The sequence below is a fragment of the Variovorax robiniae genome (assembly GCF_037889955.1).
Taxonomy (GTDB): Bacteria; Pseudomonadota; Gammaproteobacteria; order Burkholderiales; family Burkholderiaceae_C; genus Variovorax; species Variovorax robiniae.
In genome coordinates this window covers 42,880-62,568 of sequence record NZ_JBBKZS010000007.1, presented here as the reverse complement: position 1 = coordinate 62,568, position 19,689 = coordinate 42,880, and the positions used below count along the sequence as shown (strand labels likewise).

Below are 19,689 nucleotides of genomic sequence, written 5' to 3'. Positions count from 1 at the left end.
GGCGGCGACGAGAGTGGCGTTGCGCCTCGGAGCCATCGTCGATGCCCTCGGAGGAGAACTCCAGGGCAATGCGGACCTTGAAATTGCGCGGCTCGCACCCCTTCACAACGCGTCTCCCGATTCGCTCAGCTTCCTGAGCAATCCGAAGCTTGCGAAGGAGTTGGCCAGTTCACTGGCGGGTTGCGTGATCGTGTCACCCGCCATGCGCGAACAGGCGGCGGCGCGCGGCGCCTTCATCGTCACGCCCGATCCATACCTGTACTTCGCGCGGCTCACGCAGCTCTGGAAGCGTGCCCACGCGCGGCAGGAGGCGCATCCGCGTATTCACCCGAGTGCGGTGGTCGACCCGGAAGCGATCGTCGATCCGACGGCCCGTATCGGGCCGCTCTGCGTGGTCGAGCGGGGCGCACGCATCGGCGCCGACACGGTGCTGAAGTCCAGCGTGACGGTGAGCGAGGATTGCCAGGTCGGCGCGCGCTGCTTGCTGCATCCCGGCGTCGTGATCGGCGCCGACGGCTTCGGCCTGGCGCCGGACAAGGGCACCTGGGTCAAGATCGAACAACTGGGCGCGGTACGCATCGGCGACGACGTCGAGATCGGCGCCAACACCTGCATCGACCGCGGTGCGCTGGAGGACACGGTGATCGAGGACGGGGTCAAGCTCGACAACCTCATCCAGGTGGGCCATAACGTCCGCATCGGCAAGCACACGGCCATGGCGGGGTGCTCGGCCGTCGCGGGCAGCGCGGTGATCGGGCCGCATTGCACCGTAGGCGGCGCGGGCATGGTGCTGGGCCACCTGACGTTGGCCGAAGGTGTACACATATCGGCTGCATCGCTCGTGACGCGTTCCATCCTCAAGCCGGGCCAGTACACCGGCGTGTTCCCCATCGACGACAATGCCGCGTGGGAGAAGAACGCCGCCACGCTGAGGCAACTCCACAGCCTGCGCGACCGCATCAAGGCCCTTGAAAAGAAGTGATTGCAGGACTGAAAAAATGACCACGCTCGATATCCACCAGATTCTCAAGCTGCTGCCGCACCGCTATCCGTTCCTGCTGGTGGACCGGGTGCTCTCCATGGAAAAGGGCAAGCGCATCACGGCACTGAAAAACGTGACCATGAACGAGCCGTTCTTCAACGGCCACTTTCCGCACCGCCCGGTGATGCCGGGCGTGCTGATGCTCGAAGCCATGGCACAGGCGGCCGCGCTGCTGTCCTTCCATTCGCTGGACATGGTGCCGGACGACAACACGGTCTACTACTTTGCAGCCATCGACGGTGCGCGCTTCAAGCGTCCCGTGGAGCCGGGCGACCAACTCACGCTGGAGGTCACCATCGACCGCATGAAGGCCGGCATCTCGAAGTTCAGCGGACGCGCGCTGGTGGGCGAGGAATTGGCCTGCGAAGCGACGCTGATGTGCGCGATGCGCCAGATCAACTGAACGCTGGCCGGGCATGACGCAAGTCCACGCGACGGCTGTCGTCGATCCTGGGGCGGAGCTCGACCCCACGGTCACGGTCGGCCCCTATGCGGTGATCGGGCCGCATGTGAAGGTTGGCGCGGGAACCACCATCGGTCCGCATTGCGTGATCGAAGGCCGCACCACCATTGGCGCTGACAACCGGATCTTCCAGTTCTCCTCGATCGGCGCGATTCCGCAAGACAAGAAGTACGCCGGCGAGCCTACCGAACTGGTGATTGGCGACCGGAACACCATCCGCGAGTTCTGCACCTTCAACCTGGGCGTGCCCGGGGCAGGAGGCATCACGCGGATCGGCGATGACAACTGGATCATGGCCTACACCCACATCGCACACGACTGCCATGTGGGCAACAGCACCACGCTGGCCAACAACACGACCTTGGCCGGGCATGTGGAACTGGGGGACTGGGTCACGGTGGGCGGACTGGTGGGCATCCATCAATTCGTGAAAATCGGTGCCTACGCCATGGTTGGCTTCTCCACGGCGGTGTCGCAGGACGTGCCGCCTTACATGCTGGTCGATGGCAATCCGATGGCAGTGCGGGGCTTCAACACCGTCGGCCTGCGCCGCCGCGGTTTCGATGCAGCGCGGATGGCGGCCGTCAAGCAGATGCATCGCTTGCTGTATCGCCAGGGTCGAACGCTCGACGATGCCCGCGAGGCCATCAAGGCGCTGGGCGCGGAAGTGCCGGAGGCCGCAAATGATGTCGCGCTGATGAGCGACTTCCTCGCGGCAAGCACGCGCGGCATCGCGCGGTGAACGCCCATGGCCGTAGCGCCGCTGGCGCGCAGCACGGTGGGGCGCTGAAATGACAAGCAATCCGACGCAGCACCAGTTTGCATTGGTCGCGGGGGAAGCCTCTGGCGACCTGCTGGCGAGCCTGCTGCTGGACGGCTTGCAGGCGCGTTGGCCCGACATGCGTTCGGTCGGCATCGGCGGTCCGCGCATGCTGGCCCATGGCTTCGAAAGCTGGTGGCCGCAGGAGAAGCTGGCCGTACGCGGCTACATCGAGGTGCTGCGCCACTATGCGGAGATCGCGGGCATCCGGCGCCAGCTCAAGGCGCGGCTGCTGAAGGAGTGGCCGCAACTCTTCATTGGCGTCGATGCGCCGGATTTCAATCTCGACCTGGAAGCGGGGCTGCGCAGCCGTGGCATGAAGACGGTTCATTTCGTCTGCCCCTCGATCTGGGCCTGGCGTGCCGACCGGGCGGACAAGATCCGCGCGGCGGCCGATCACGTCCTGTGCATCTTTCCGTTCGAGCCGGCGTTGCTCGAGAAGCTGGGCATTGCTGCCAGCTACGTCGGCCATCCGATTGCCAATGTGGTGCCGATGGTGCCGGACCGGGCCGCGGCCCGGTCCGCGCTCGGCATCCAGCCCGATGTGCCCGTGGTCGCATTGCTGCCCGGCAGCCGGCGTTCCGAACTGCGCTATCTCGCATCGAGGTTCTTCGCGGCGGCTGCGCTGATGCAGCGTGCCCGGCCGGAGATCCAGTTCGTAGCACCGGCCATCCCCGCCTTGCGCGCCGAGGTGGAGCAGATGCTCAAGGCCAGCCCGATGGCCGGCAAGGTGCAGTTGCTGGACGGCCAGTCGCACGTCGCGCTGGCCGCCTGCGATGCGACCCTGATCGCCAGCGGCACCGCCACGCTGGAGGCCGCGCTGTTCAAGCGGCCGATGGTGATTGCCTACAACATGCACTCGCTGTCGTGGCGGCTCATGCAGCGGCAGCAGTTGCAACCCTGGGTCGGATTGCCGAACATCCTGTGTGGTGAGTTCGTCGTGCCAGAGTTGCTGCAAGATGCGGCCTCGCCGGAAGCGCTGGCTGAGGCCACGCTGGCCTGGCTGTCGTCACCGGACAAGGTCGCGGCGCTGGAACAGCGCTTTGCGACCATGCACGAGGAACTGCGCCGCGACACACCCACACTTTGCGCCGATGCGATCCAGAAAGTTCTTGAAGGCTGAGCAGGCCACGCTGGTCTGGGATGCGCCGGGCCTGATGGCCGGCGTGGACGAGGCCGGCCGCGGCCCGCTGGCCGGCCCGGTCGTGGCCGCCGCGGTGATCCTCGACGACCTGCGTCCCATCCGCGGACTGGCCGATTCGAAGACGCTGACCGCACTGCAACGCGAGCGCCTGCACGACCAGATCATGGCCAAGGCGCTGTGCTGTTCGGTCGCGCAGGCGAGCGTCGAGGAAATCGACCAGTACAACATCCTGCAGGCGACGATGATGGCCATGCGTCGCGCCGTCGACGGGCTGCGTCTCAAGCCGGCCAAGGTGCTGGTCGACGGCAACCGGCTGCCGGTGCTGGACGTGCTGGCCGAGGCGATCGTCAAGGGCGATGCGCGCGTGAAGGCCATTTCGGCGGCCTCGATCCTGGCGAAGGTGCATCGCGACCGCCTGTGCGAACAACTGCACCTGGAGTTTCCGCACTACGGGTTTGCCAACCACAAGGGCTACGGTACGCCGGAGCACATGGAGGCGTTGGAACGGCATGGGGCCTGCGTGCATCACCGTCGTTCGTTCAGCCCGGTCGCGGCGGCGTTTGCGCGCATGGGTACGGACAACACCGTCGTCACGCACGAGGTCGTCGTTGCGAACGGGGTCGAGGTCGAGACGACACAAATTGTGGCCGCGCAATGACTTCGCCCGAAGTCCAGCACATCACGTCGCGCGAGAACCCGCTGCTGAAGGACCTGCGCAAGCTGGCGCAGGACCCCGGCGCGTATCGCAAGCTGGGCAAGCTCTGGCTCGAAGGCGACCATCTTTGTCGCGCCGCGCTCGCGCGCGGTGTGCGTCCGGCCGTTGCCGTGTTTGCCGAGTCATTCTGGCCTTCGGCATCGCCGGAATGGGTGCGCTCCGCCGGCAAGACGATCGTCGTCGCCGACGTGCTGCTGGCCGCCATCAGCGGGCTCGAATCGCCCGCGCCGATGGGTTTCGTGCTCGATCTGCCGGCGCGGCCGGAACTGATCGCGGATGCGCCCACGGTCGTGCTGGACCGTTTGCAGGATGCTGGCAACGTCGGCTCGATCCTGCGCAGCGCCGCCGCTTTCGGGTTCACGCAGGTGGTGGCGCTCAAGGGCACTGCCGCGCTGTGGGCGCCGAAGGTGCTGCGGGCCGGCATGGGCGCGCATTTCGGCCTGCGGCTGATCGAAGGTGTGGGGATCGATGCCCTCGACGCGCTGCAGGTACCGCTCGTCGCCACCAGTTCCCATCGCGGCGATTGGCTGCACAAGGCCCGCCTGCCGCATCCCTGTGCCTGGCTCATGGGCCACGAAGGGCAGGGCGTTTCCGCAGAACTGGAAGCCCGCGCCACTCACCACATCCGCATCGCGCAACCGGGCGGCGAAGAGTCACTCAATGTTGCCGCCGCAGCGGCGATTTGCCTCCATGCGAGCGCCGCTTCGGCAAGCAGGTGAACGGCGCGGGCTATAATTGCGGGCTTTCCCGCATACACCCCCCCGCCCACAGCGCACTAAGCCGTACTCCTCGACGAAAGTCGCACCCCCGCGAGTCAGATCCTGGGTGCACTCTGGGCGTCATCCATTCGGAGAACCCCAGTGCTTTTGTCTCTCAAGGGAGCTTTCCCGCCCGCCATCCTGGCGCTTGCAGACGGCACGGTCTTTCAAGGCAACTCGATTGGCGCCACCGGCGCCACCACCGGCGAAGTGGTGTTCAACACCTCGATGTCCGGTTACCAGGAAATCCTGACCGACCCCAGCTATTGCCAGCAGATCGTGACGCTCACGTATCCGCACATCGGCAACTACGGCGTCAACCTGGAAGACATCGAAGCCGACAAGATCCATGCCGCCGGCCTGATCATCAAGGACCTGCCGCAGCTCGCGTCCAACTTCCGCAAGACGGCCACGCTCAATGAGTACCTGGTCGCCGGCAAGACGGTCGCCATCGCGAACATCGACACGCGCAAGCTGACCCGCCACCTGCGCACGCATGGCGCGCAGAACGGCTGCATCCTGGGTTTGGCTGAAGGCGAGACCGTGACGCAGGCGCTCATCGACAAAGCGATCGCCGCCGCCAAGGCCGCGCCCAGCATGTCGGGCCTGGACCTGGCCAAGGTCGTCTCGGTCAAGCAGACCTACGAGTGGAACCAGACCGAGTGGAAGCTCGGCGCGGGCTATGGCGTGCAGATCACGCCGCGCTTCCACGTCGTCGCCTACGACTTCGGCGTCAAGAAGAACATCCTGCGCATGATCGCCCAGCGCGGCGCGCGCATCACCGTGGTGCCGGCGCAGACGCCCGCGGCCGACGTGCTCAAGCTGAAGCCGGACGGCATCTTTCTGGCCAACGGCCCCGGCGATCCGGAGCCCTGCGACTACGCGATCAGCGCCGTCAAGGAACTGATCGAGACCGGCATCCCGACCTTCGGCATCTGCCTCGGGCACCAGATCATGGCGCTGGCCTCCGGCGCGAAGACCTTCAAGATGAAGTTCGGCCACCATGGCGCGAACCATCCGGTCAAGGACCTCGACAACGGCCGCGTGAGCATCACCAGCCAGAACCACGGCTTCGCGGTCGACGAGAAGTCGCTGCCGGCCAACCTGCGCCCCACGCACATCAGCCTGTTCGACAACACGCTGCAAGGCCTGGCGCGCACCGACAAGCCGGCTTTCTGCTTCCAGGGCCACCCGGAAGCCTCGCCCGGCCCGCACGACATCAGCTACCTGTTCGACCGTTTCACGGCACTCATGGAAAAGCACAAGACGGAGAACAAGAATGCCTAAGCGCACAGACCTCAAGAGCATCCTGATCATCGGCGCCGGCCCGATCATCATCGGCCAGGCCTGCGAGTTCGACTACTCGGGCGTGCAGGCCTGCAAGGCCCTGCGCGAGGAGGGCTACAAGGTCATCCTGATCAACAGCAACCCCGCGACGATCATGACCGACCCGGCCACCGCCGACGTCACCTACATCGAGCCGATCACCTGGCAGACGGTCGAGAAGATCATCGCCAAGGAACGCCCCGATGCGATCCTGCCGACCATGGGCGGCCAGACCGCGCTGAACTGCGCGCTGGACCTGTGGCGCAACGGCGTGCTCGACAAGTACAAGGTCGAGCTGATCGGCGCGACGCCCGAGGCCATCGACAAGGCCGAGGACCGCCTGAAGTTCAAGGACGCGATGACCAAGATCGGTCTGGGCTCGGCGCGCTCGGGCATCGCGCATTCGATGGACGAAGCGTGGGCGGTGCAGAAGAACGTCGGCTTCCCGACGGTGATCCGCCCCAGCTTCACGCTCGGCGGTACGGGTGGCGGCATCGCCTACAACCCGGAAGAGTTCGACACCATCTGCAAGCGCGGCCTGGAAGCCTCGCCGACCAACGAGTTGCTGATCGAAGAGTCGCTGCTCGGCTGGAAAGAGTACGAGATGGAAGTGGTCCGCGACAAGGCGGACAACTGCATCATCGTCTGCTCGATCGAGAACCTGGACCCGATGGGGGTGCACACCGGCGACTCGATCACCGTGGCACCGGCCCAGACGCTGACCGACAAGGAATACCAGATCCTGCGCAACGCCTCGCTGGCCGTGCTGCGCGAGATTGGCGTGGACACGGGTGGGTCGAACGTGCAGTTCTCCATCAACCCGGAGGACGGCCGCATGGTCGTCATCGAGATGAACCCGCGTGTGTCGCGTTCGTCTGCACTGGCATCGAAGGCCACCGGCTTCCCGATCGCCAAGGTCGCGGCCAAGCTGGCCGTGGGCTACACGCTGGATGAACTGCGCAACGAGATCACGGGTGGCGCAACCCCCGCGTCGTTCGAACCGTCGATCGACTACGTGGTCACCAAGATCCCGCGCTTCGCCTTCGAGAAATTCCCGCAGGCCGATTCGCGTTTGACGACGCAGATGAAGTCGGTCGGCGAAGTGATGGCCATGGGCCGCACCTTCCAGGAATCGTTCCAGAAGGCGCTGCGTGGCCTGGAAGTCGGCGTCGACGGCATGAACGAGAAGACGCAGGACCGCGAAGTGCTCGAGAAGGAACTGGGCGAGCCCGGTCCCGAGCGCATCTGGTACGTCGGCGATGCCTTCGCCATGGGCCTGAGCGTGGATGAAGTGTTCGCGCTGACCAAGATCGACCCGTGGTTCCTGGTGCAGATCGAGGAGATCGTGAAGATCGAACTCGAACTGGAAACGAAGTCGCTCGACGACATCGATCGCGACACGCTGCTGGCGCTCAAGAAGAAGGGCTTCTCGGATCGCCGCCTCGCATTCCAGCTCAAAACCACCGACACCGCCGTGCGCGAGAAACGCCGCGCCTTGAACGTGCGCCCGGTCTACAAGCGCGTCGACACCTGCGCCGCCGAATTCGCGACCAACACCGCCTACATGTACTCGACCTATGAGGACGAGTGCGAAGCCGCGCCCACCGACAAGAAGAAGATCATGGTGCTCGGCGGCGGTCCCAACCGCATCGGCCAGGGCATCGAGTTCGACTACTGCTGCGTGCATGCCGCGCTGGCGATGCGCGAGGACGGCTACGAGACCATCATGGTCAACTGCAATCCCGAGACCGTGTCGACCGACTACGACACCTCGGACCGCCTGTACTTCGAGCCGCTGACGCTGGAAGACGTGCTTGAAATCGTCGACAAGGAAAAGCCGGTTGGCGTGATCGTGCAGTATGGCGGCCAGACGCCGTTGAAGCTCGCGCTGGGCCTCGAAGCCAACGGCGTGCCGATCATCGGCACCTCGCCCGACATGATCGACGCGGCCGAAGACCGCGAGCGCTTCCAGCAACTGCTGCACAAGCTGGGCCTGCGCCAGCCGCCGAACGCCACTGCGCGCGCCGAACCCGAAGCGCTGAACAAGGCGGCCGAACTCGGCTATCCGTTGGTCGTGCGCCCGAGCTATGTGCTCGGCGGCCGCGCCATGGAAATCGTGCATGAGCAACGCGACCTGGAGCGCTACATGCGCGAGGCCGTAAAGGTGAGCAACGATTCGCCGGTGCTGTTGGACCGCTTCCTCAACGACGCCGTCGAGTGCGACGTGGATTGCATCCGCGACGCCACCGGAGCGACCTTGATCGGCGGCGTGATGGAGCACATCGAGCAGGCCGGCGTGCACTCGGGCGACTCCGCCTGCTCGCTGCCGCCGTACAGCCTCAAGGCTTCGACGATCGCCGAACTCAAGCGCCAGAGCGCCGCCATGGCCGAGGCGCTGAACGTGGTCGGCCTGATGAACGTGCAGTTCGCGATCCAGGAGAAGGACGGCCAGGACGTGATCTACGTGCTGGAAGTCAACCCGCGTGCCTCGCGCACCGTGCCTTACGTGAGCAAGGCCACCGGCATCCAACTGGCCAAGGTCGCGGCGCGCTGCATGGCCGGCCAGTCGCTGGCCTCGCAGGGCGTGACCAAGGAAGTGACGCCGCCGTACTACAGCGTCAAGGAAGCCGTCTTCCCCTTCGTCAAGTTTCCGGGCGTGGACACCATCCTCGGCCCCGAGATGAAGTCGACCGGCGAAGTGATGGGCGTGGGCAAGACCTTCGGCGAAGCCTTCGTGAAGTCGCAACTCGGCGCGGGCACCCACCTGCCGAAGTCGGGCAAGGTCTTCATCTCGGTGAAGAACAACGACAAGGCGCGTGCCGTCGAGGTCGCGCGCGGTTTGGCAACGCTCGGTTTCGATTTGATCGCGACCAAGGGCACGGCCGCTGCGCTCAACGCGGCTGGCGTGACCTGCGCGGTGGTCAACAAGGTCACCGAAGGCCGGCCGCACATCGTGGACATGATCAAGAACAACGAGATTGCCTTGGTCATCAACACGGTCGAGGAACGCCGCAACGCGATCACCGATTCGCGCCAGATCCGCACCTCGGCCTTGCTGGCGCGCGTGACGACGATCACGACGATCTTCGGTGCCGAAGCGGCCGTCGAAGGCATGAAGCACATGAACGAGCTGAGCGTGATCTCGGTGCAGGAAATGCACGCGCAACTCGTCCACTGAGGTCGGATCGCGGCAGCCCGCGCTGCCGCGTGCAAACTCTGACGATACCTGCGCGTATCGCGGCGCTGCGCGCCGTGCATTAACCTCGGCATCTGCTCGCACTCCCGCGAGCAACATCAGCGGACCGGCGGCGCCGGTTCCGCGTTGGTCCTGGACGGAGTACCAGCCCTATGGAATCTCAACTCGTAGAAGTCGACCTGGCCGATTGGGCCGGCGCGAAGCCTAACGACGCATTGATCGCGGAACTCGAAGCCGGCAAGGTCCTGTACTTCCCGCGCCTGGGCTTCGAACTCCTGCCGTCCGAGAAAAAGCTGCTGGACCCAGCGCTGCTCGCCAAGGGCGTGCGCAACATCAGCCTGGACGGCGGCGGCAAGCTCAAGGGCGTGGAAGGCGACGAATTTGTGCAGCAGGCCGCCGCGGCCATGATCGGGCGTTTCCGCTCGCAGGCACGCCAACTCATCGACGGACTGCTGCCGCACTACAGCCCCGCCTTGCGCATGGCGCCGACCAGCTTCAGGCCGGCCCAGGTCGAGACGCGCGTGCAATCCTGGCGCGCCGATGACCGGAGGCTGCACGTGGATTCCTTCCCGTCTCGGCCCAACTACGGTGAGCGCATCCTGCGCGTGTTCACCAACCTCAACCCTGAGGGTGCGCCGCGCGTCTGGCGCGTGGGCGAGCCCTTCGAGACCGTGGCGAAGCGCTTCCTGCCGCGCGCCAAGCCCTACTCGCACATGCAGGCCAGCGTGCTGAAGATCCTGCACGTCACCAAGTCCTTCCGCAGCGAATACGACCACCTGATGCTGCAACTCCACGACGCGATGAAGTCCGACATGGACTACCAGAAATCGTCGCCGCAGGAGACGGTGCCCTTTCCCCCGGGGTCGGTGTGGGTTTGCTTCTCCGACCAGACTTCGCATGCGGTGATGTCCGGCCAGTTCATGGCCGAGCAGACCCTTCATTTGCCCGCTGCAAGCCAATACAATCCGCAGGCAAGTCCGCTGGCCATCCTGAGCCGGCTGACCGGACGAACCCTCGTCTGATTTCGCACCATTGACACCGCCGGACGGCGACGTTCGGCGGTTTCGCTTTTTGAGACAACAAACCATGGCCACTATTCCGATCACCAAGCGCGGCGCCGAAAAACTTCGCGCAGAACTGCACCGCCTGAAGACCGTCGACCGCCCCTGGGTCATCAACGCCATTTCCGAGGCCCGTGCCCAGGGCGACCTGAGCGAGAACGCCGAATACGAAGTCGCCAAGGACCGCCAGGGCTTCATCGAAGGCCGCATCCAGGAGGTCGAAGGCAAGCTCTCGGCCGCGCAGATCATCGACCCGGCCGAACTCGATGCCGGCGGCCGTGTCGTGTTCGGCTCCACGGTCGAACTGGAGGAAGAAGACACCGGCGAAGCCGTCAAGTACCAGATCGTCGGAGAGGACGAGGCGGACTTGAAGCTGGGCCTCATCAACATCTCCAGCCCGATCGCCCGCGCACTGATCGGCAAGGAAGAGGGCGACACCGCGGAAGTGCAGGCACCCGGCGGCCTCAAGCGCTACGAGATCGTCGCGGTCCACTACGTCTGACGGCGATGAACAGCCTCGTTGCGCGCCTGCCGGGGTTTGTCGCGGCGCTGTGGTGGGGCAGCCTGGGCACGATCGGTTTCCTGGTCGTGCCGCTCCTGTTCAAGAACCTGCCGACGCCTGCGATGGCGGGTGGCATGGCGGCCCGGCTGTTCACGGCGCAGACCTGGGTCTCGCTGGGCTGCGCGATGCTGCTGCTGATGGTGAGCCGCTCGGCCCGCCTGCCCGAAGTGGGCGCAAGGGTGCACGCGGCCTTGCCGTTCGTGCTGCTGGGGCTGCTGCTTGCCCTGTTGGGCGAGTTTGGCGTCGCGCCACGCATCGTGGCCCGCGACAACCTGCCGCTGTGGCATGCCGTGGGCAGCGGCATGTACCTCCTGCAATGGGTCTGCGCGGCGGTGGTGCTCTGGCGCGTGCTGCAACAGCCCCGGCCAGAGGCAAGCTGAACGCCTATTCGTGCCAGTGGTCGGCCACCCAGGTGGCCGGCCGAATGAAGCGAAACCGGCGGTTGCGGCGCCCGGCCAGCGCATCCGGCGGATTGCATTCACCGTGGAAGATCATCACGCGCGCACCTTCGGGCACGAAGGGCCGGCGCCAGTAGTTGGTCGGCCAGATTGGAATCCCGCCGTACTTGAAGCTCGGGCACCAGTCGCTCGGCCAGTAGCTGAGCTTGCCCTGCGCATGCACATAGTCCGACAGGTAGGTCTGCTCGTTGCGGAACTTCTCGCGCATGGCGGTTTCGTTCGCGCGGAAGTAGTCCAGCACGTCGGCATGCGCGCCGATCGTGTAGCGGTACACCGATGAATTGCCGGTCACGCGCCATGGACGCCGGTAGTCCTTGATGATCACGAACTCGCCGGGATAGGTGAAGAACTCGTCCAGGCTGCCGACCACCACGATGTCCAAGTCCAGGAACAGTGCCTGGCCCTGCAAGCCGTAGACATCGGGCAGATCACGGCTCAGCGTGGTGAGCTTGCGCCAGGCGCGGTCACGCACGCCGGCAGCCTCAGGACGAATGTCGAGGCGCGGGATCGGAAAGCATTCGACCTCGCTGCGGATGCCGACGCTGTCATCCGTGAGGCAGATGAAACGGAAGTCCCCCGTCAGATGGCGGCGCGCCATCGCGTAGAGCTTGTTGACGTAGGTGGCCTCGTATTTCGTGCCCCACTTCATGCAGACGACGTGGCGCATCGGCTGCGCCATTGGCTCCGCCCCCATCGCTCAATCCGCCTGGCGCTGCTTCTTGACCGAGAGCGGCTTGCGCGGCTTGGCGCGCTTGATGTTGCCGCCGGCCGTCAGGCGCTGGTTGCCCAGCACGCGCAGCGTCTTGATCTCCGGGCGCTGGCCGGCACGCTTGCTGTACTTGACGACCTTGATGTCGCGCGGGCCGGGCATCCGGTCCTCGTCGATTTCCTTGACCTTCTCGACCTTGGGGCGCCACAGCACCAGCAGCTTGCCGATGTGCTGGATCGGCGCGGCGTTGAGTTCGTTGGCCAGCGTGTGCAGCATGGCGTCCCGCGCGAGCCGGTCGTCCGAGAACACGCGGATCTTGATCAGGCCATGGGCCTTGAGCGCGGCGTCGGCTTCCTTGGTGACGGCGGGGGTGAGCCCGTCGCTGCCGATCATCACGATCGGGTTCAGATGGTGCGCTTCGGAGCGGTGCTCCTTGCGTTGGGCGGGGGTCAATTGAATGGCGGGCATGCCCGTATTATCGAACCTCTGTGAAACGATCCCTTGCATTCCCTGCTTTTCGACGCTGCGCAGTCCCCGAGAACTGTTTCCCATGAGTACGAAATCCACCGGCAAGAAGGTCAACAAGGCCTGGTTGCACGACCACATCAACGACCCTTGGGTCAAGCTCGCGACCCGCGAGGGCTACCGTGCCCGGGCCGCCTACAAGCTCAAGGAAATCGACGAGACCCTCGGGCTGATCAAGCCCGGCCAGCTCGTCATCGACCTGGGCTCCACCCCCGGTGCCTGGAGCCAGTACGCGCGCCGCCGCATGGCCCCGGGTGGGGCGGCATCGGGTCAGCTGGACGGCACCATCATCGCGCTGGACATGCTGCCTATGGAACCGATCGAGGGCGTGACCTTCCTGCTCGGCGACTTCCGTGAGCCGGAGGTGCTGGCGCAACTGGAAGCGGCGCTGCAAGGGCGCAAGGCCGACGTGGTGGTGTCCGACATGGCGCCCAATCTCTCGGGGATCGCCTCAGCCGACGCGGCGCGCGTCGCGCACCTCGTGGAACTCGCGGTCGACTTCGCGAATCAGCACCTGAGGCCGGAAGGTGCATTGGTGACCAAGTTGTTCCACGGCAGCAGCTACGACCCGCTCAACAAGCTGTTCAAGGACACGTTCAAGGTGGTCAAGAAGGTGAAACCGAAGGCTTCGCGGGACAAATCGTCCGAGACCTTCCTGGTGGGCATCGGGCTTCGGACTACAGATACGGCTTGATACGTCCGACGAATATCGCCTCATTTAAGGACATAACCGTGCTTTGCCTGTGGCTGCTGGGGTCATTCAAGGCCATTTCGCAGCTTGAAAAGCCTAAAATGAGCGCCAATTGCCTGCCTGGTGCGCGGATTTCCCGCCTTGTGACAACGCACCGCCTGACTGGAGCTTCGGTTTGAATAATCAGTGGTTTTCGAAAATTGCCGTCTGGCTCGTCATTGCCATGGTGCTGTTCACCGTGTTCAAGCAATTCGACACCCGCGGTGCCGCCGGGGCTGGCGCAGTGAGCTACTCCGAATTCCTGGACATGGTCCGCAGCAAGCAGATCAAGTCCGCGTCCATCCCGGAAAGCCTGATGGGCGGCGAGATCGTTGCGGTCAGCACCGATGACCGGAAGATCCGCACCAATTCCACCGGCCTCGACCGCGGCCTGGTCGGCGACCTGATCGACAACAACGTCAAGTTCGACGTGCGTCCGCGCGAAGAAGGCTCGCTGCTGATGACGCTGCTGGTGAGCTGGGGCCCGATGCTGCTGCTGATCGGCGTCTGGGTCTACTTCATGCGACAGATGCAGGGCGGCGGAAAGGGCGGGGCGTTCAGCTTCGGCAAGAGCAAGGCCCGCATGCTGGACGAGAACAACAACACCGTCACCTTCGCCGACGTCGCCGGTTGCGACGAGGCCAAGGAAGAAGTGAAGGAAGTCGTCGACTTCCTGAAAGACCCGCAGAAATTCCAGAAGCTCGGCGGTCGCATTCCGCGCGGCCTGCTGCTGGTCGGCCCTCCCGGCACCGGCAAGACGCTGCTGGCCAAGTCGATCGCCGGCGAAGCCAAGGTGCCGTTCTTCTCGATCTCGGGTTCCGACTTCGTGGAAATGTTCGTCGGCGTGGGCGCGGCCCGCGTGCGCGACATGTTCGAGAACGCCAAGAAGAACGCGCCCTGCATCATCTTCATCGACGAAATCGACGCGGTCGGTCGCCAACGCGGCGCTGGCTTGGGCGGCGGCAACGACGAGCGCGAACAGACCCTGAACCAGATGCTGGTCGAGATGGACGGCTTCGAAACCAACCTCGGCGTGATCGTCGTGGCTGCGACCAACCGCCCGGACATCCTGGACGCCGCCTTGCTGCGCCCCGGCCGTTTCGACCGTCAGGTCTATGTGACGCTGCCGGACATCCGTGGCCGCGAGCAGATCCTCGGCGTGCACATGCGCAAGGTGCCGCTGGGCCAGGACGTGAATCCGAGCATCATCGCCCGCGGCACGCCCGGCATGTCCGGCGCCGACCTGGCCAACCTCTGCAATGAAGCCGCCCTGATGGCCGCCCGTCGCAGCGCCCGCGTCGTCGAGATGCAGGACTTCGAGAAGGCCAAGGACAAGATCTTCATGGGCCCCGAGCGCAAGAGCATGGTCATGCCCGAGGAAGAGCGCCGCAACACGGCCTACCACGAGTCCGGCCACGCGCTCATTGGCAAGCTGCTGCCCAAGTGCGACCCGGTCCACAAGGTCACCATCATCCCGCGCGGCCGTGCTCTCGGCGTGACGATGAGCCTGCCGGCGCAGGACCGCTACAGCTACGACCGCGACTACATGCTGAACCAGATCAGCATGCTGTTCGGTGGCCGCATCGCCGAGGAAGTGTTCATGCACCAGATGACCACCGGCGCCAGCAACGACTTCGAGCGTGCCACGCAGATCGCCCGCGACATGGTGATGCGCTACGGCATGACCGAATCGCTGGGCCCGATGGTCTACGCCGAGAACGAAGGCGAAGTGTTCCTGGGCCGATCGGTCACCAAGACGACCAACATGAGCGAATCGACCATGCAGAAGGTCGATGCCGAAGTCCGCCGCATCATCGACGAGCAGTACGCCCTGGCGCGCCGCCTGATCGAGGAGAACAGCGACAAGATGCACGCCATGGCCAAGGCCCTGCTCGAATGGGAAACCATCGACACCGAGCAACTCGACGACATCATGGCCGGCAAGGAGCCGCGTCCGCCCAAGGACTGGACGCCGCGCATTCCGCCGTCGGGCAGCAGCGGTGGCGGCACCGGTGGTACGGCCGTCAAGCCAGACCCGGCACCGACCGCAGCGTGAGCGCTTTGCGTCGACAAGCAACGGGGCCATTGGCCCCGTTTTTTCGTATGGAGATCGGTCGGCCATGAGCTTCTGGCAGACCTCGCGGTTTCGTATCGACCTCGCGCAACCACGCGTGATGGGGATCGTCAACGTCACGCCCGATTCGTTTTCGGACGGTGGCAGTTATGCCGATACCGCTGCCGCCTTGCGCCATTGCGAGGCGTTGATCGCGCAGGGCGCCGACATGCTCGACATCGGCGGCGAGTCGACCCGGCCGGGCAGCCCGGCGGTGCCGCTCGAGCTTGAACTGGCGCGCGTGCTGCCGGTCGTGCGCGAGGCGGTCAAGCTCGGTGTCGCGATCTCGGTCGACACCTACAAGCCCGAGGTGATGCGCGCCGTGCTGGATTTGGGCGCGGACATCGTCAACGACATCTGGGCCTTGCGCCGCCCCGGCGCGCGCGAAGCGATTGCCGCGCACCCAGCCTGCGGCGTGTGCCTGATGCACATGCACCGCGATCCGCAGACCATGCAGGTCTCGCCGATGGAGGGCGATGTGGTGCCGCAGGTGCGCTCGTTCCTGGTCGACGCGGCCGACGAATTGAAGGCGCTGGGCATCGATGCCTCGCGCATCGTGCTCGATCCGGGCATCGGCTTCGGCAAGACCGTGCCGCAGAATTTCGCGCTGCTCGCGCGCCAGCAGGAATTGCTTGCGTCTGGTTACCCGCTGCTGGCGGGCTGGTCGCGCAAGTCCTCGCTCGGCGCGGTGACCGGCATTGCCGACGCATCGGCACGGCTGCTGCCCAGCGTGGTGGCAGCGGTGCTCGCCGTGGAGCGCGGCGCGCGCATCGTGCGTGTGCACGACGTGCGCGAAACCGTGGAAGCGCTCGCCGTGTGGCGAGCGATGGATCAAGAAGAACTGAGGAAGAACCCAACATGACACGCCAATATTTCGGCACCGATGGCATCCGCGGCAAGGTCGGCGTTGCGCCGATCACGCCTGATTTCGTCCTGCGCCTCGCGCATGCGGTCGGCCGCGTACTGAAGCAGAAGGAATCGCGCCCCACCGTGCTGATCGGCAAGGACACGCGCATTTCCGGCTACATGCTGGAGTCCGCGCTGGAATCCGGCTTCAATTCGGCGGGCGTCGACGTCGTGCTGCTCGGCCCGCTGCCGACACCTGGCGTCGCCTATCTCACGCGCGCGCAACGCGCCAGCCTGGGCGTCGTCATCAGCGCGAGCCACAACGCCTTTCCGGACAACGGGATCAAGTTCTTCAGCGCGCAGGGCACCAAGCTCGACGACGACTGGGAGCTGGCGGTCGAGGCCGCGGTCGAGGAGCCGCCGGTGTGGGCCGATTCGGCCAACCTCGGCAAGGCGCGCCGGCTCAATGACGCGACCGGCCGCTACACCGAGTTCTGCAAGAGCACCTTTGCCAACGACCTGACGCTGCGCGGCCTCAAGCTGGTGGTGGACGCGGCCCATGGCGCGGCCTACCAGGTCGCACCGCAGGTGTTCCATGAGCTGGGCGCCGACGTCACGGTCATCGGCTGCGCGCCGGACGGGCTCAACATCAACAAGGGTGTCGGTGCGACGCATCCGCAGGCGCTGATCGACATGGTCAAGGCGCAGCAGGCGGACTACGGCATCGCGCTCGACGGCGATGCCGACCGGCTGCAACTGGTCGATGCCAGCGGTCGCCTGTTCAATGGCGACGAGCTGCTCTACCTCATGGTCAATGAACGCCTCGCGCGCGGCGAACGGCTCGAAGGCGTGGTGGGCACGCTGATGACCAACAAGGCGGTGGAAGTCGCGCTGCGCGCCAAGGGCGTCGACTTCGTGCGGGCCAAGGTGGGCGACCGTTACGTGCTGGAAGAGCTGACCAAGCGCGACTGGGTGCTCGGTGGCGAGGGTTCCGGTCACCTGCTGGCGCTCGACCGTCACACCACGGGCGATGGCATCGTGAGCGCCTTGCAGGTGCTGCAGGCGTGCGTGCGGTCTGGCAAGAGCCTGGCGCAGTTGCTCACCGATGTGACCCTGTTTCCGCAGACGCTCATCAACGTGCGCCTGCGCGATGGACAGGACTGGCGCAGCAACGCGTCATTGGCGGACGAGACGAAGCGCGTCGAGGCCGAACTCGGCGACGGCGGGCGCGTGCTCATCCGCCCGAGTGGCACCGAGCCGCTGTTGCGCGTGATGGTCGAGGCGCGCGATCCGGCCCAGGCGGAGAGCTGCGCGCGCCGGCTCGTGGCCACGGTCGAAGCGGGTTGAAGCGGGAGCTCTTGTGATCGAGATCCGGCTGGCCGACTACGGCGATTCGGCGGATGGCGCCGCCGTCATTTCCTTGCTCGACACTTATGCGCGCGACCCGGCGGGCGGTGGCACAGCCATTCCGCTCAAGGTGTTGACGCGGCTGCCGGGCGAACTGGCCAAGCGGCCACAGGCCTTCACGGTGCTGGCCATTGACGGCGACCTGGCGATCGGGCTGGTCAACTGCATCGAAGGCTTTTCGACCTTCGCTTGCAGGCCGCTGGTCAACGTGCATGACGTGGTGGTGCTGCCGCGCTATCGGGGCCAGCGCGTTGCGCAACTGATGTTGGAGCGCGTGGAGGAGGAGGCGAGGGCGCGTGGCGCTTGCAAGTTGACCCTCGAAGTCCTTTCAGGCAATACCAGTGCGATTCGGGCCTATGAGCGCGAAGGGTTCGGTCCGTATGCGCTCGATCCGGCCTTTGGTACGGCCGTGTTCATGCAAAAGAAGCTCTGACAAGAAAAGGGGCCGAGGGCGCATCGATCGCCGTCGGCCCCTCACCCCAGCCCTCTCCCCAGTGGGGAGAGGGAGGAAGTCGGATCAGAAACGCGTGACGGGCATCTCCGCTTCGCGCTTGTCGGCCGAGTACTTGCCCAGCTCCCACTTGGCGATCGCATTGCGGTGCACTTCGTCCGGACCGTCCGCGAAGCGCAGCGTGCGGGCGTGGGCATAGGCCATCGCGAGCGGGAAGTCGTCGCTCATGCCGCCGCCGCCATGCACCTGCATGGCCCAGTCGATGACCTGGCAGGCCATGTTCGGCGCCACCACCTTGATCATTGCGATCTCGTTCTTGGCGACCTTGTTGCCGGCCACGTCCATGAGCCAGGCGGCCTTGAGCGTGAGCAGGCGGGCCATGTCGATCTTGCAGCGCGCTTCGGCGATGCGTTCCTGTGTGACGGTCTGCGAGGCGACCGTCTTGCCGAAGGCGACGCGCGAAGAGGCACGCTTGCACATCAGTTCCAGTGCGCGCTCGGCCACGCCGATCAGGCGCATGCAGTGATGGATGCGTCCCGGGCCCAGGCGGCCCTGGGCGATCTCGAAGCCGCGACCTTCGCCGAGCAGGATGTTGTCGACCGGCACGCGCACGTTCTCGAAGTGCATCTCGACGTGGCCGTGCGGTGCGTCGTCATAGCCCATGACGTTGAGCGGACGCACGATGCGGATGCCCTTCGCATCGGCCGGCACGATGACCATGCTCTGCTGCGAATGCTTGGGCGCGTCCGGGTCGGTCTTGCCCATGGTGATGTAGACGGCGCAGCGCGGATCGGCCGCGCCGGAGATCCACCACTTGTGGCCGTTGATGACGTACTCGTCGCCCTGGCGCTCGATGCGGGTCGAGATGTTGGTCGCGTCGCTCGAAGCCACGGCCGGCTCGGTCATCGCGAAGGCCGAGCGGATCTCGCCGTCGAGCAACGGCTTGAGCCAGCGTGCCTTGATCGCTTCGGAACCGTAGCGTGCGATGGTTTCCATGTTGCCCGTGTCGGGCGCCGAGCAGTTGAAGGCCTCGCTCGCCCACGGCACCGCGCCCATGATTTCGGCGAGTGGTGCGTATTCCTGGTTGGTGAGGCCGGCGCCGGCATAGCCCGCGACATGCGCGCTGTCCACCGGCAGGAACAGGTTCCAGAGGCCCTGGGCCTTGGCCTTTTCCTTGACCTTCTCGACGGTCTTCAAGGCGGACCAGCGCTTGCCGGCCGCCGTGTTGGCGGCCAGTTCGGCGGTGTACTCGGCCTCGGCCGGATAGATATGCTCGTCCATGAAAGCGCGCACGCGCTTCTGCAGTTCTTGTGTCTTGGCCGAATACTCGAAGTCCATCTTTGCTGTCTCCAGGGGTGAAAAG

At 65.4% G+C, this 19,689-nt stretch carries 19 protein-coding genes; 16 read left to right on the top strand and 3 right to left on the bottom strand.

The genetic code is table 11. The features are described 5' to 3' along the window. The first annotated feature begins 13 nt into the window (after window positions 1–13). The 11 genes from lpxD (at window position 14) to WKW79_RS17590 (ending at window position 11,467) form a co-directional block, all read left to right on the top strand. Window positions 14–982 carry a UDP-3-O-(3-hydroxymyristoyl)glucosamine N-acyltransferase gene (gene lpxD / locus WKW79_RS17640; RefSeq protein ID WP_340336485.1) on the top strand — a complete coding sequence of 323 codons (969 nt, stop codon included), beginning with the start codon at window positions 14–16 and terminating at the stop codon, window positions 980–982. Between the two features lie 16 nt (window positions 983–998). Then, window positions 999–1,445, top strand: coding sequence for a 3-hydroxyacyl-ACP dehydratase FabZ (gene fabZ / locus WKW79_RS17635; RefSeq protein WP_340336484.1), 447 nt, complete (start codon window positions 999–1,001; stop codon window positions 1,443–1,445). A 13-nt stretch (window positions 1,446–1,458) separates the two neighbouring features. Beyond that, window positions 1,459–2,247, top strand: a complete 789-nt coding sequence (lpxA, locus tag WKW79_RS17630; protein WP_340336483.1) for an acyl-ACP--UDP-N-acetylglucosamine O-acyltransferase — start codon at window positions 1,459–1,461, stop codon at window positions 2,245–2,247. A 49-nt stretch (window positions 2,248–2,296) separates the two neighbouring features. Continuing rightward, window positions 2,297–3,448: a lipid-A-disaccharide synthase gene (gene lpxB / locus WKW79_RS17625; protein ID WP_340336482.1), complete on the top strand. Its 1,152-nt coding sequence runs from the start codon at window positions 2,297–2,299 to the stop codon at window positions 3,446–3,448. Next, window positions 3,420–4,127 carry a ribonuclease HII gene (rnhB, locus tag WKW79_RS17620; RefSeq protein WP_340336481.1) on the top strand — a complete coding sequence of 236 codons (708 nt, stop codon included), beginning with the start codon at window positions 3,420–3,422 and terminating at the stop codon, window positions 4,125–4,127. The genes lpxB and rnhB overlap by 29 nt, the downstream gene beginning before the upstream one ends. Beyond that, window positions 4,124–4,903, top strand: coding sequence for a TrmH family RNA methyltransferase (locus tag WKW79_RS17615; protein ID WP_340336480.1), 780 nt, complete (start codon window positions 4,124–4,126; stop codon window positions 4,901–4,903). The genes rnhB and WKW79_RS17615 overlap by 4 nt, the downstream gene beginning before the upstream one ends. A 141-nt stretch (window positions 4,904–5,044) precedes the next feature. Further along, window positions 5,045–6,229, top strand: a complete 1,185-nt coding sequence (gene carA, locus WKW79_RS17610; RefSeq protein ID WP_340336479.1) for a glutamine-hydrolyzing carbamoyl-phosphate synthase small subunit — start codon at window positions 5,045–5,047, stop codon at window positions 6,227–6,229. Then, window positions 6,222–9,446: a carbamoyl-phosphate synthase large subunit gene (carB, locus tag WKW79_RS17605; protein WP_340336478.1), complete on the top strand. Its 3,225-nt coding sequence runs from the start codon at window positions 6,222–6,224 to the stop codon at window positions 9,444–9,446. Before carA ends, carB begins: the two co-directional genes overlap by 8 nt. Before the next feature lie 170 nt (window positions 9,447–9,616). Then, entirely contained in the window at window positions 9,617–10,486 is an 870-nt protein-coding gene (locus tag WKW79_RS17600; RefSeq protein WP_340336477.1) for a Kdo hydroxylase KdoO, read from the top strand. A gap of 64 nt (window positions 10,487–10,550) precedes the next feature. Further along, window positions 10,551–11,027 carry a transcription elongation factor GreA gene (gene greA / locus WKW79_RS17595; protein WP_340336476.1) on the top strand — a complete coding sequence of 159 codons (477 nt, stop codon included), beginning with the start codon at window positions 10,551–10,553 and terminating at the stop codon, window positions 11,025–11,027. Window positions 11,028–11,032: 5 nt separating this feature from the next. Beyond that, complete coding sequence (locus tag WKW79_RS17590) at window positions 11,033–11,467, top strand: DUF4149 domain-containing protein (protein ID WP_340336475.1); 435 nt, start codon at window positions 11,033–11,035, stop codon at window positions 11,465–11,467. 4 nt (window positions 11,468–11,471) lie between these two features. Here the strand turns inward: WKW79_RS17590 and WKW79_RS17585 are convergent, their stop codons facing one another. Continuing rightward, window positions 11,472–12,212 carry a glycosyltransferase gene (locus WKW79_RS17585; RefSeq protein WP_340336474.1) on the bottom strand — a complete coding sequence of 247 codons (741 nt, stop codon included), beginning with the start codon at window positions 12,210–12,212 and terminating at the stop codon, window positions 11,472–11,474. Window positions 12,213–12,242: 30 nt separating this feature from the next. Continuing rightward, window positions 12,243–12,722, bottom strand: a complete 480-nt coding sequence (locus WKW79_RS17580) for a YhbY family RNA-binding protein (protein ID WP_340336473.1) — start codon at window positions 12,720–12,722, stop codon at window positions 12,243–12,245. An 82-nt stretch (window positions 12,723–12,804) separates the two neighbouring features. Here WKW79_RS17580 and WKW79_RS17575 point away from each other — a divergent pair, with 82 nt between their 5' ends. From WKW79_RS17575 to WKW79_RS17555, 5 genes are all read left to right on the top strand, one after another. Next, window positions 12,805–13,473 carry an RlmE family RNA methyltransferase gene (locus tag WKW79_RS17575; RefSeq protein ID WP_340336472.1) on the top strand — a complete coding sequence of 223 codons (669 nt, stop codon included), beginning with the start codon at window positions 12,805–12,807 and terminating at the stop codon, window positions 13,471–13,473. Between the two features lie 172 nt (window positions 13,474–13,645). Next, on the top strand, window positions 13,646–15,565 hold the full coding sequence (gene ftsH, locus WKW79_RS17570; protein WP_340336471.1) for an ATP-dependent zinc metalloprotease FtsH: 1,920 nt from the start codon (window positions 13,646–13,648) through the stop codon (window positions 15,563–15,565). A 64-nt stretch (window positions 15,566–15,629) separates the two neighbouring features. Next, window positions 15,630–16,484: a dihydropteroate synthase gene (folP, locus tag WKW79_RS17565; RefSeq protein WP_340336470.1), complete on the top strand. Its 855-nt coding sequence runs from the start codon at window positions 15,630–15,632 to the stop codon at window positions 16,482–16,484. Beyond that, entirely contained in the window at window positions 16,481–17,815 is a 1,335-nt protein-coding gene (gene glmM / locus WKW79_RS17560) for a phosphoglucosamine mutase (protein WP_340336469.1), read from the top strand. The genes folP and glmM overlap by 4 nt, the downstream gene beginning before the upstream one ends. A 13-nt stretch (window positions 17,816–17,828) precedes the next feature. Beyond that, window positions 17,829–18,308: a GNAT family N-acetyltransferase gene (locus WKW79_RS17555; protein ID WP_340336468.1), complete on the top strand. Its 480-nt coding sequence runs from the start codon at window positions 17,829–17,831 to the stop codon at window positions 18,306–18,308. 84 nt (window positions 18,309–18,392) lie between these two features. Here WKW79_RS17555 and WKW79_RS17550 read toward each other — a convergent pair whose 3' ends face one another. Then, the gene (locus tag WKW79_RS17550; protein ID WP_340336467.1) at window positions 18,393–19,664 is read right to left on the bottom strand and encodes an acyl-CoA dehydrogenase family protein; all 1,272 of its coding nucleotides are present in this window, start codon (window positions 19,662–19,664) and stop codon (window positions 18,393–18,395) included. Window positions 19,665–19,689: the final 25 nt, after the last annotated feature.

Excerpts from the sequence above, each read along its gene's own strand:
- fabZ (WP_340336484.1), top strand. The coding sequence starts at position 999 with ATGACCACGCTCGATATCCACCAGATTCTCAAGCTGCTGCCGCACCGC.
- lpxA (WP_340336483.1), top strand. The coding sequence starts at position 1,459 with ATGACGCAAGTCCACGCGACGGCTGTCGTCGATCCTGGGGCGGAGCTC.
- lpxB (WP_340336482.1), top strand. The coding sequence starts at position 2,297 with ATGACAAGCAATCCGACGCAGCACCAGTTTGCATTGGTCGCGGGGGAA.
- rnhB (WP_340336481.1), top strand. The coding sequence starts at position 3,420 with ATGCGATCCAGAAAGTTCTTGAAGGCTGAGCAGGCCACGCTGGTCTGG.
- WKW79_RS17615 (WP_340336480.1), top strand. The coding sequence starts at position 4,124 with ATGACTTCGCCCGAAGTCCAGCACATCACGTCGCGCGAGAACCCGCTG.
- carB (WP_340336478.1), top strand. The coding sequence starts at position 6,222 with ATGCCTAAGCGCACAGACCTCAAGAGCATCCTGATCATCGGCGCCGGC.
- WKW79_RS17600 (WP_340336477.1), top strand. The coding sequence starts at position 9,617 with ATGGAATCTCAACTCGTAGAAGTCGACCTGGCCGATTGGGCCGGCGCG.
- greA (WP_340336476.1), top strand. The coding sequence starts at position 10,551 with ATGGCCACTATTCCGATCACCAAGCGCGGCGCCGAAAAACTTCGCGCA.
- WKW79_RS17590 (WP_340336475.1), top strand. The coding sequence starts at position 11,033 with ATGAACAGCCTCGTTGCGCGCCTGCCGGGGTTTGTCGCGGCGCTGTGG.
- WKW79_RS17585 (WP_340336474.1), bottom strand. The coding sequence starts at position 12,212 with ATGCGCCACGTCGTCTGCATGAAGTGGGGCACGAAATACGAGGCCACC.
- WKW79_RS17580 (WP_340336473.1), bottom strand. The coding sequence starts at position 12,722 with ATGCCCGCCATTCAATTGACCCCCGCCCAACGCAAGGAGCACCGCTCC.
- WKW79_RS17575 (WP_340336472.1), top strand. The coding sequence starts at position 12,805 with ATGAGTACGAAATCCACCGGCAAGAAGGTCAACAAGGCCTGGTTGCAC.
- folP (WP_340336470.1), top strand. The coding sequence starts at position 15,630 with ATGAGCTTCTGGCAGACCTCGCGGTTTCGTATCGACCTCGCGCAACCA.
- glmM (WP_340336469.1), top strand. The coding sequence starts at position 16,481 with ATGACACGCCAATATTTCGGCACCGATGGCATCCGCGGCAAGGTCGGC.
- WKW79_RS17550 (WP_340336467.1), bottom strand. The coding sequence starts at position 19,664 with ATGGACTTCGAGTATTCGGCCAAGACACAAGAACTGCAGAAGCGCGTG.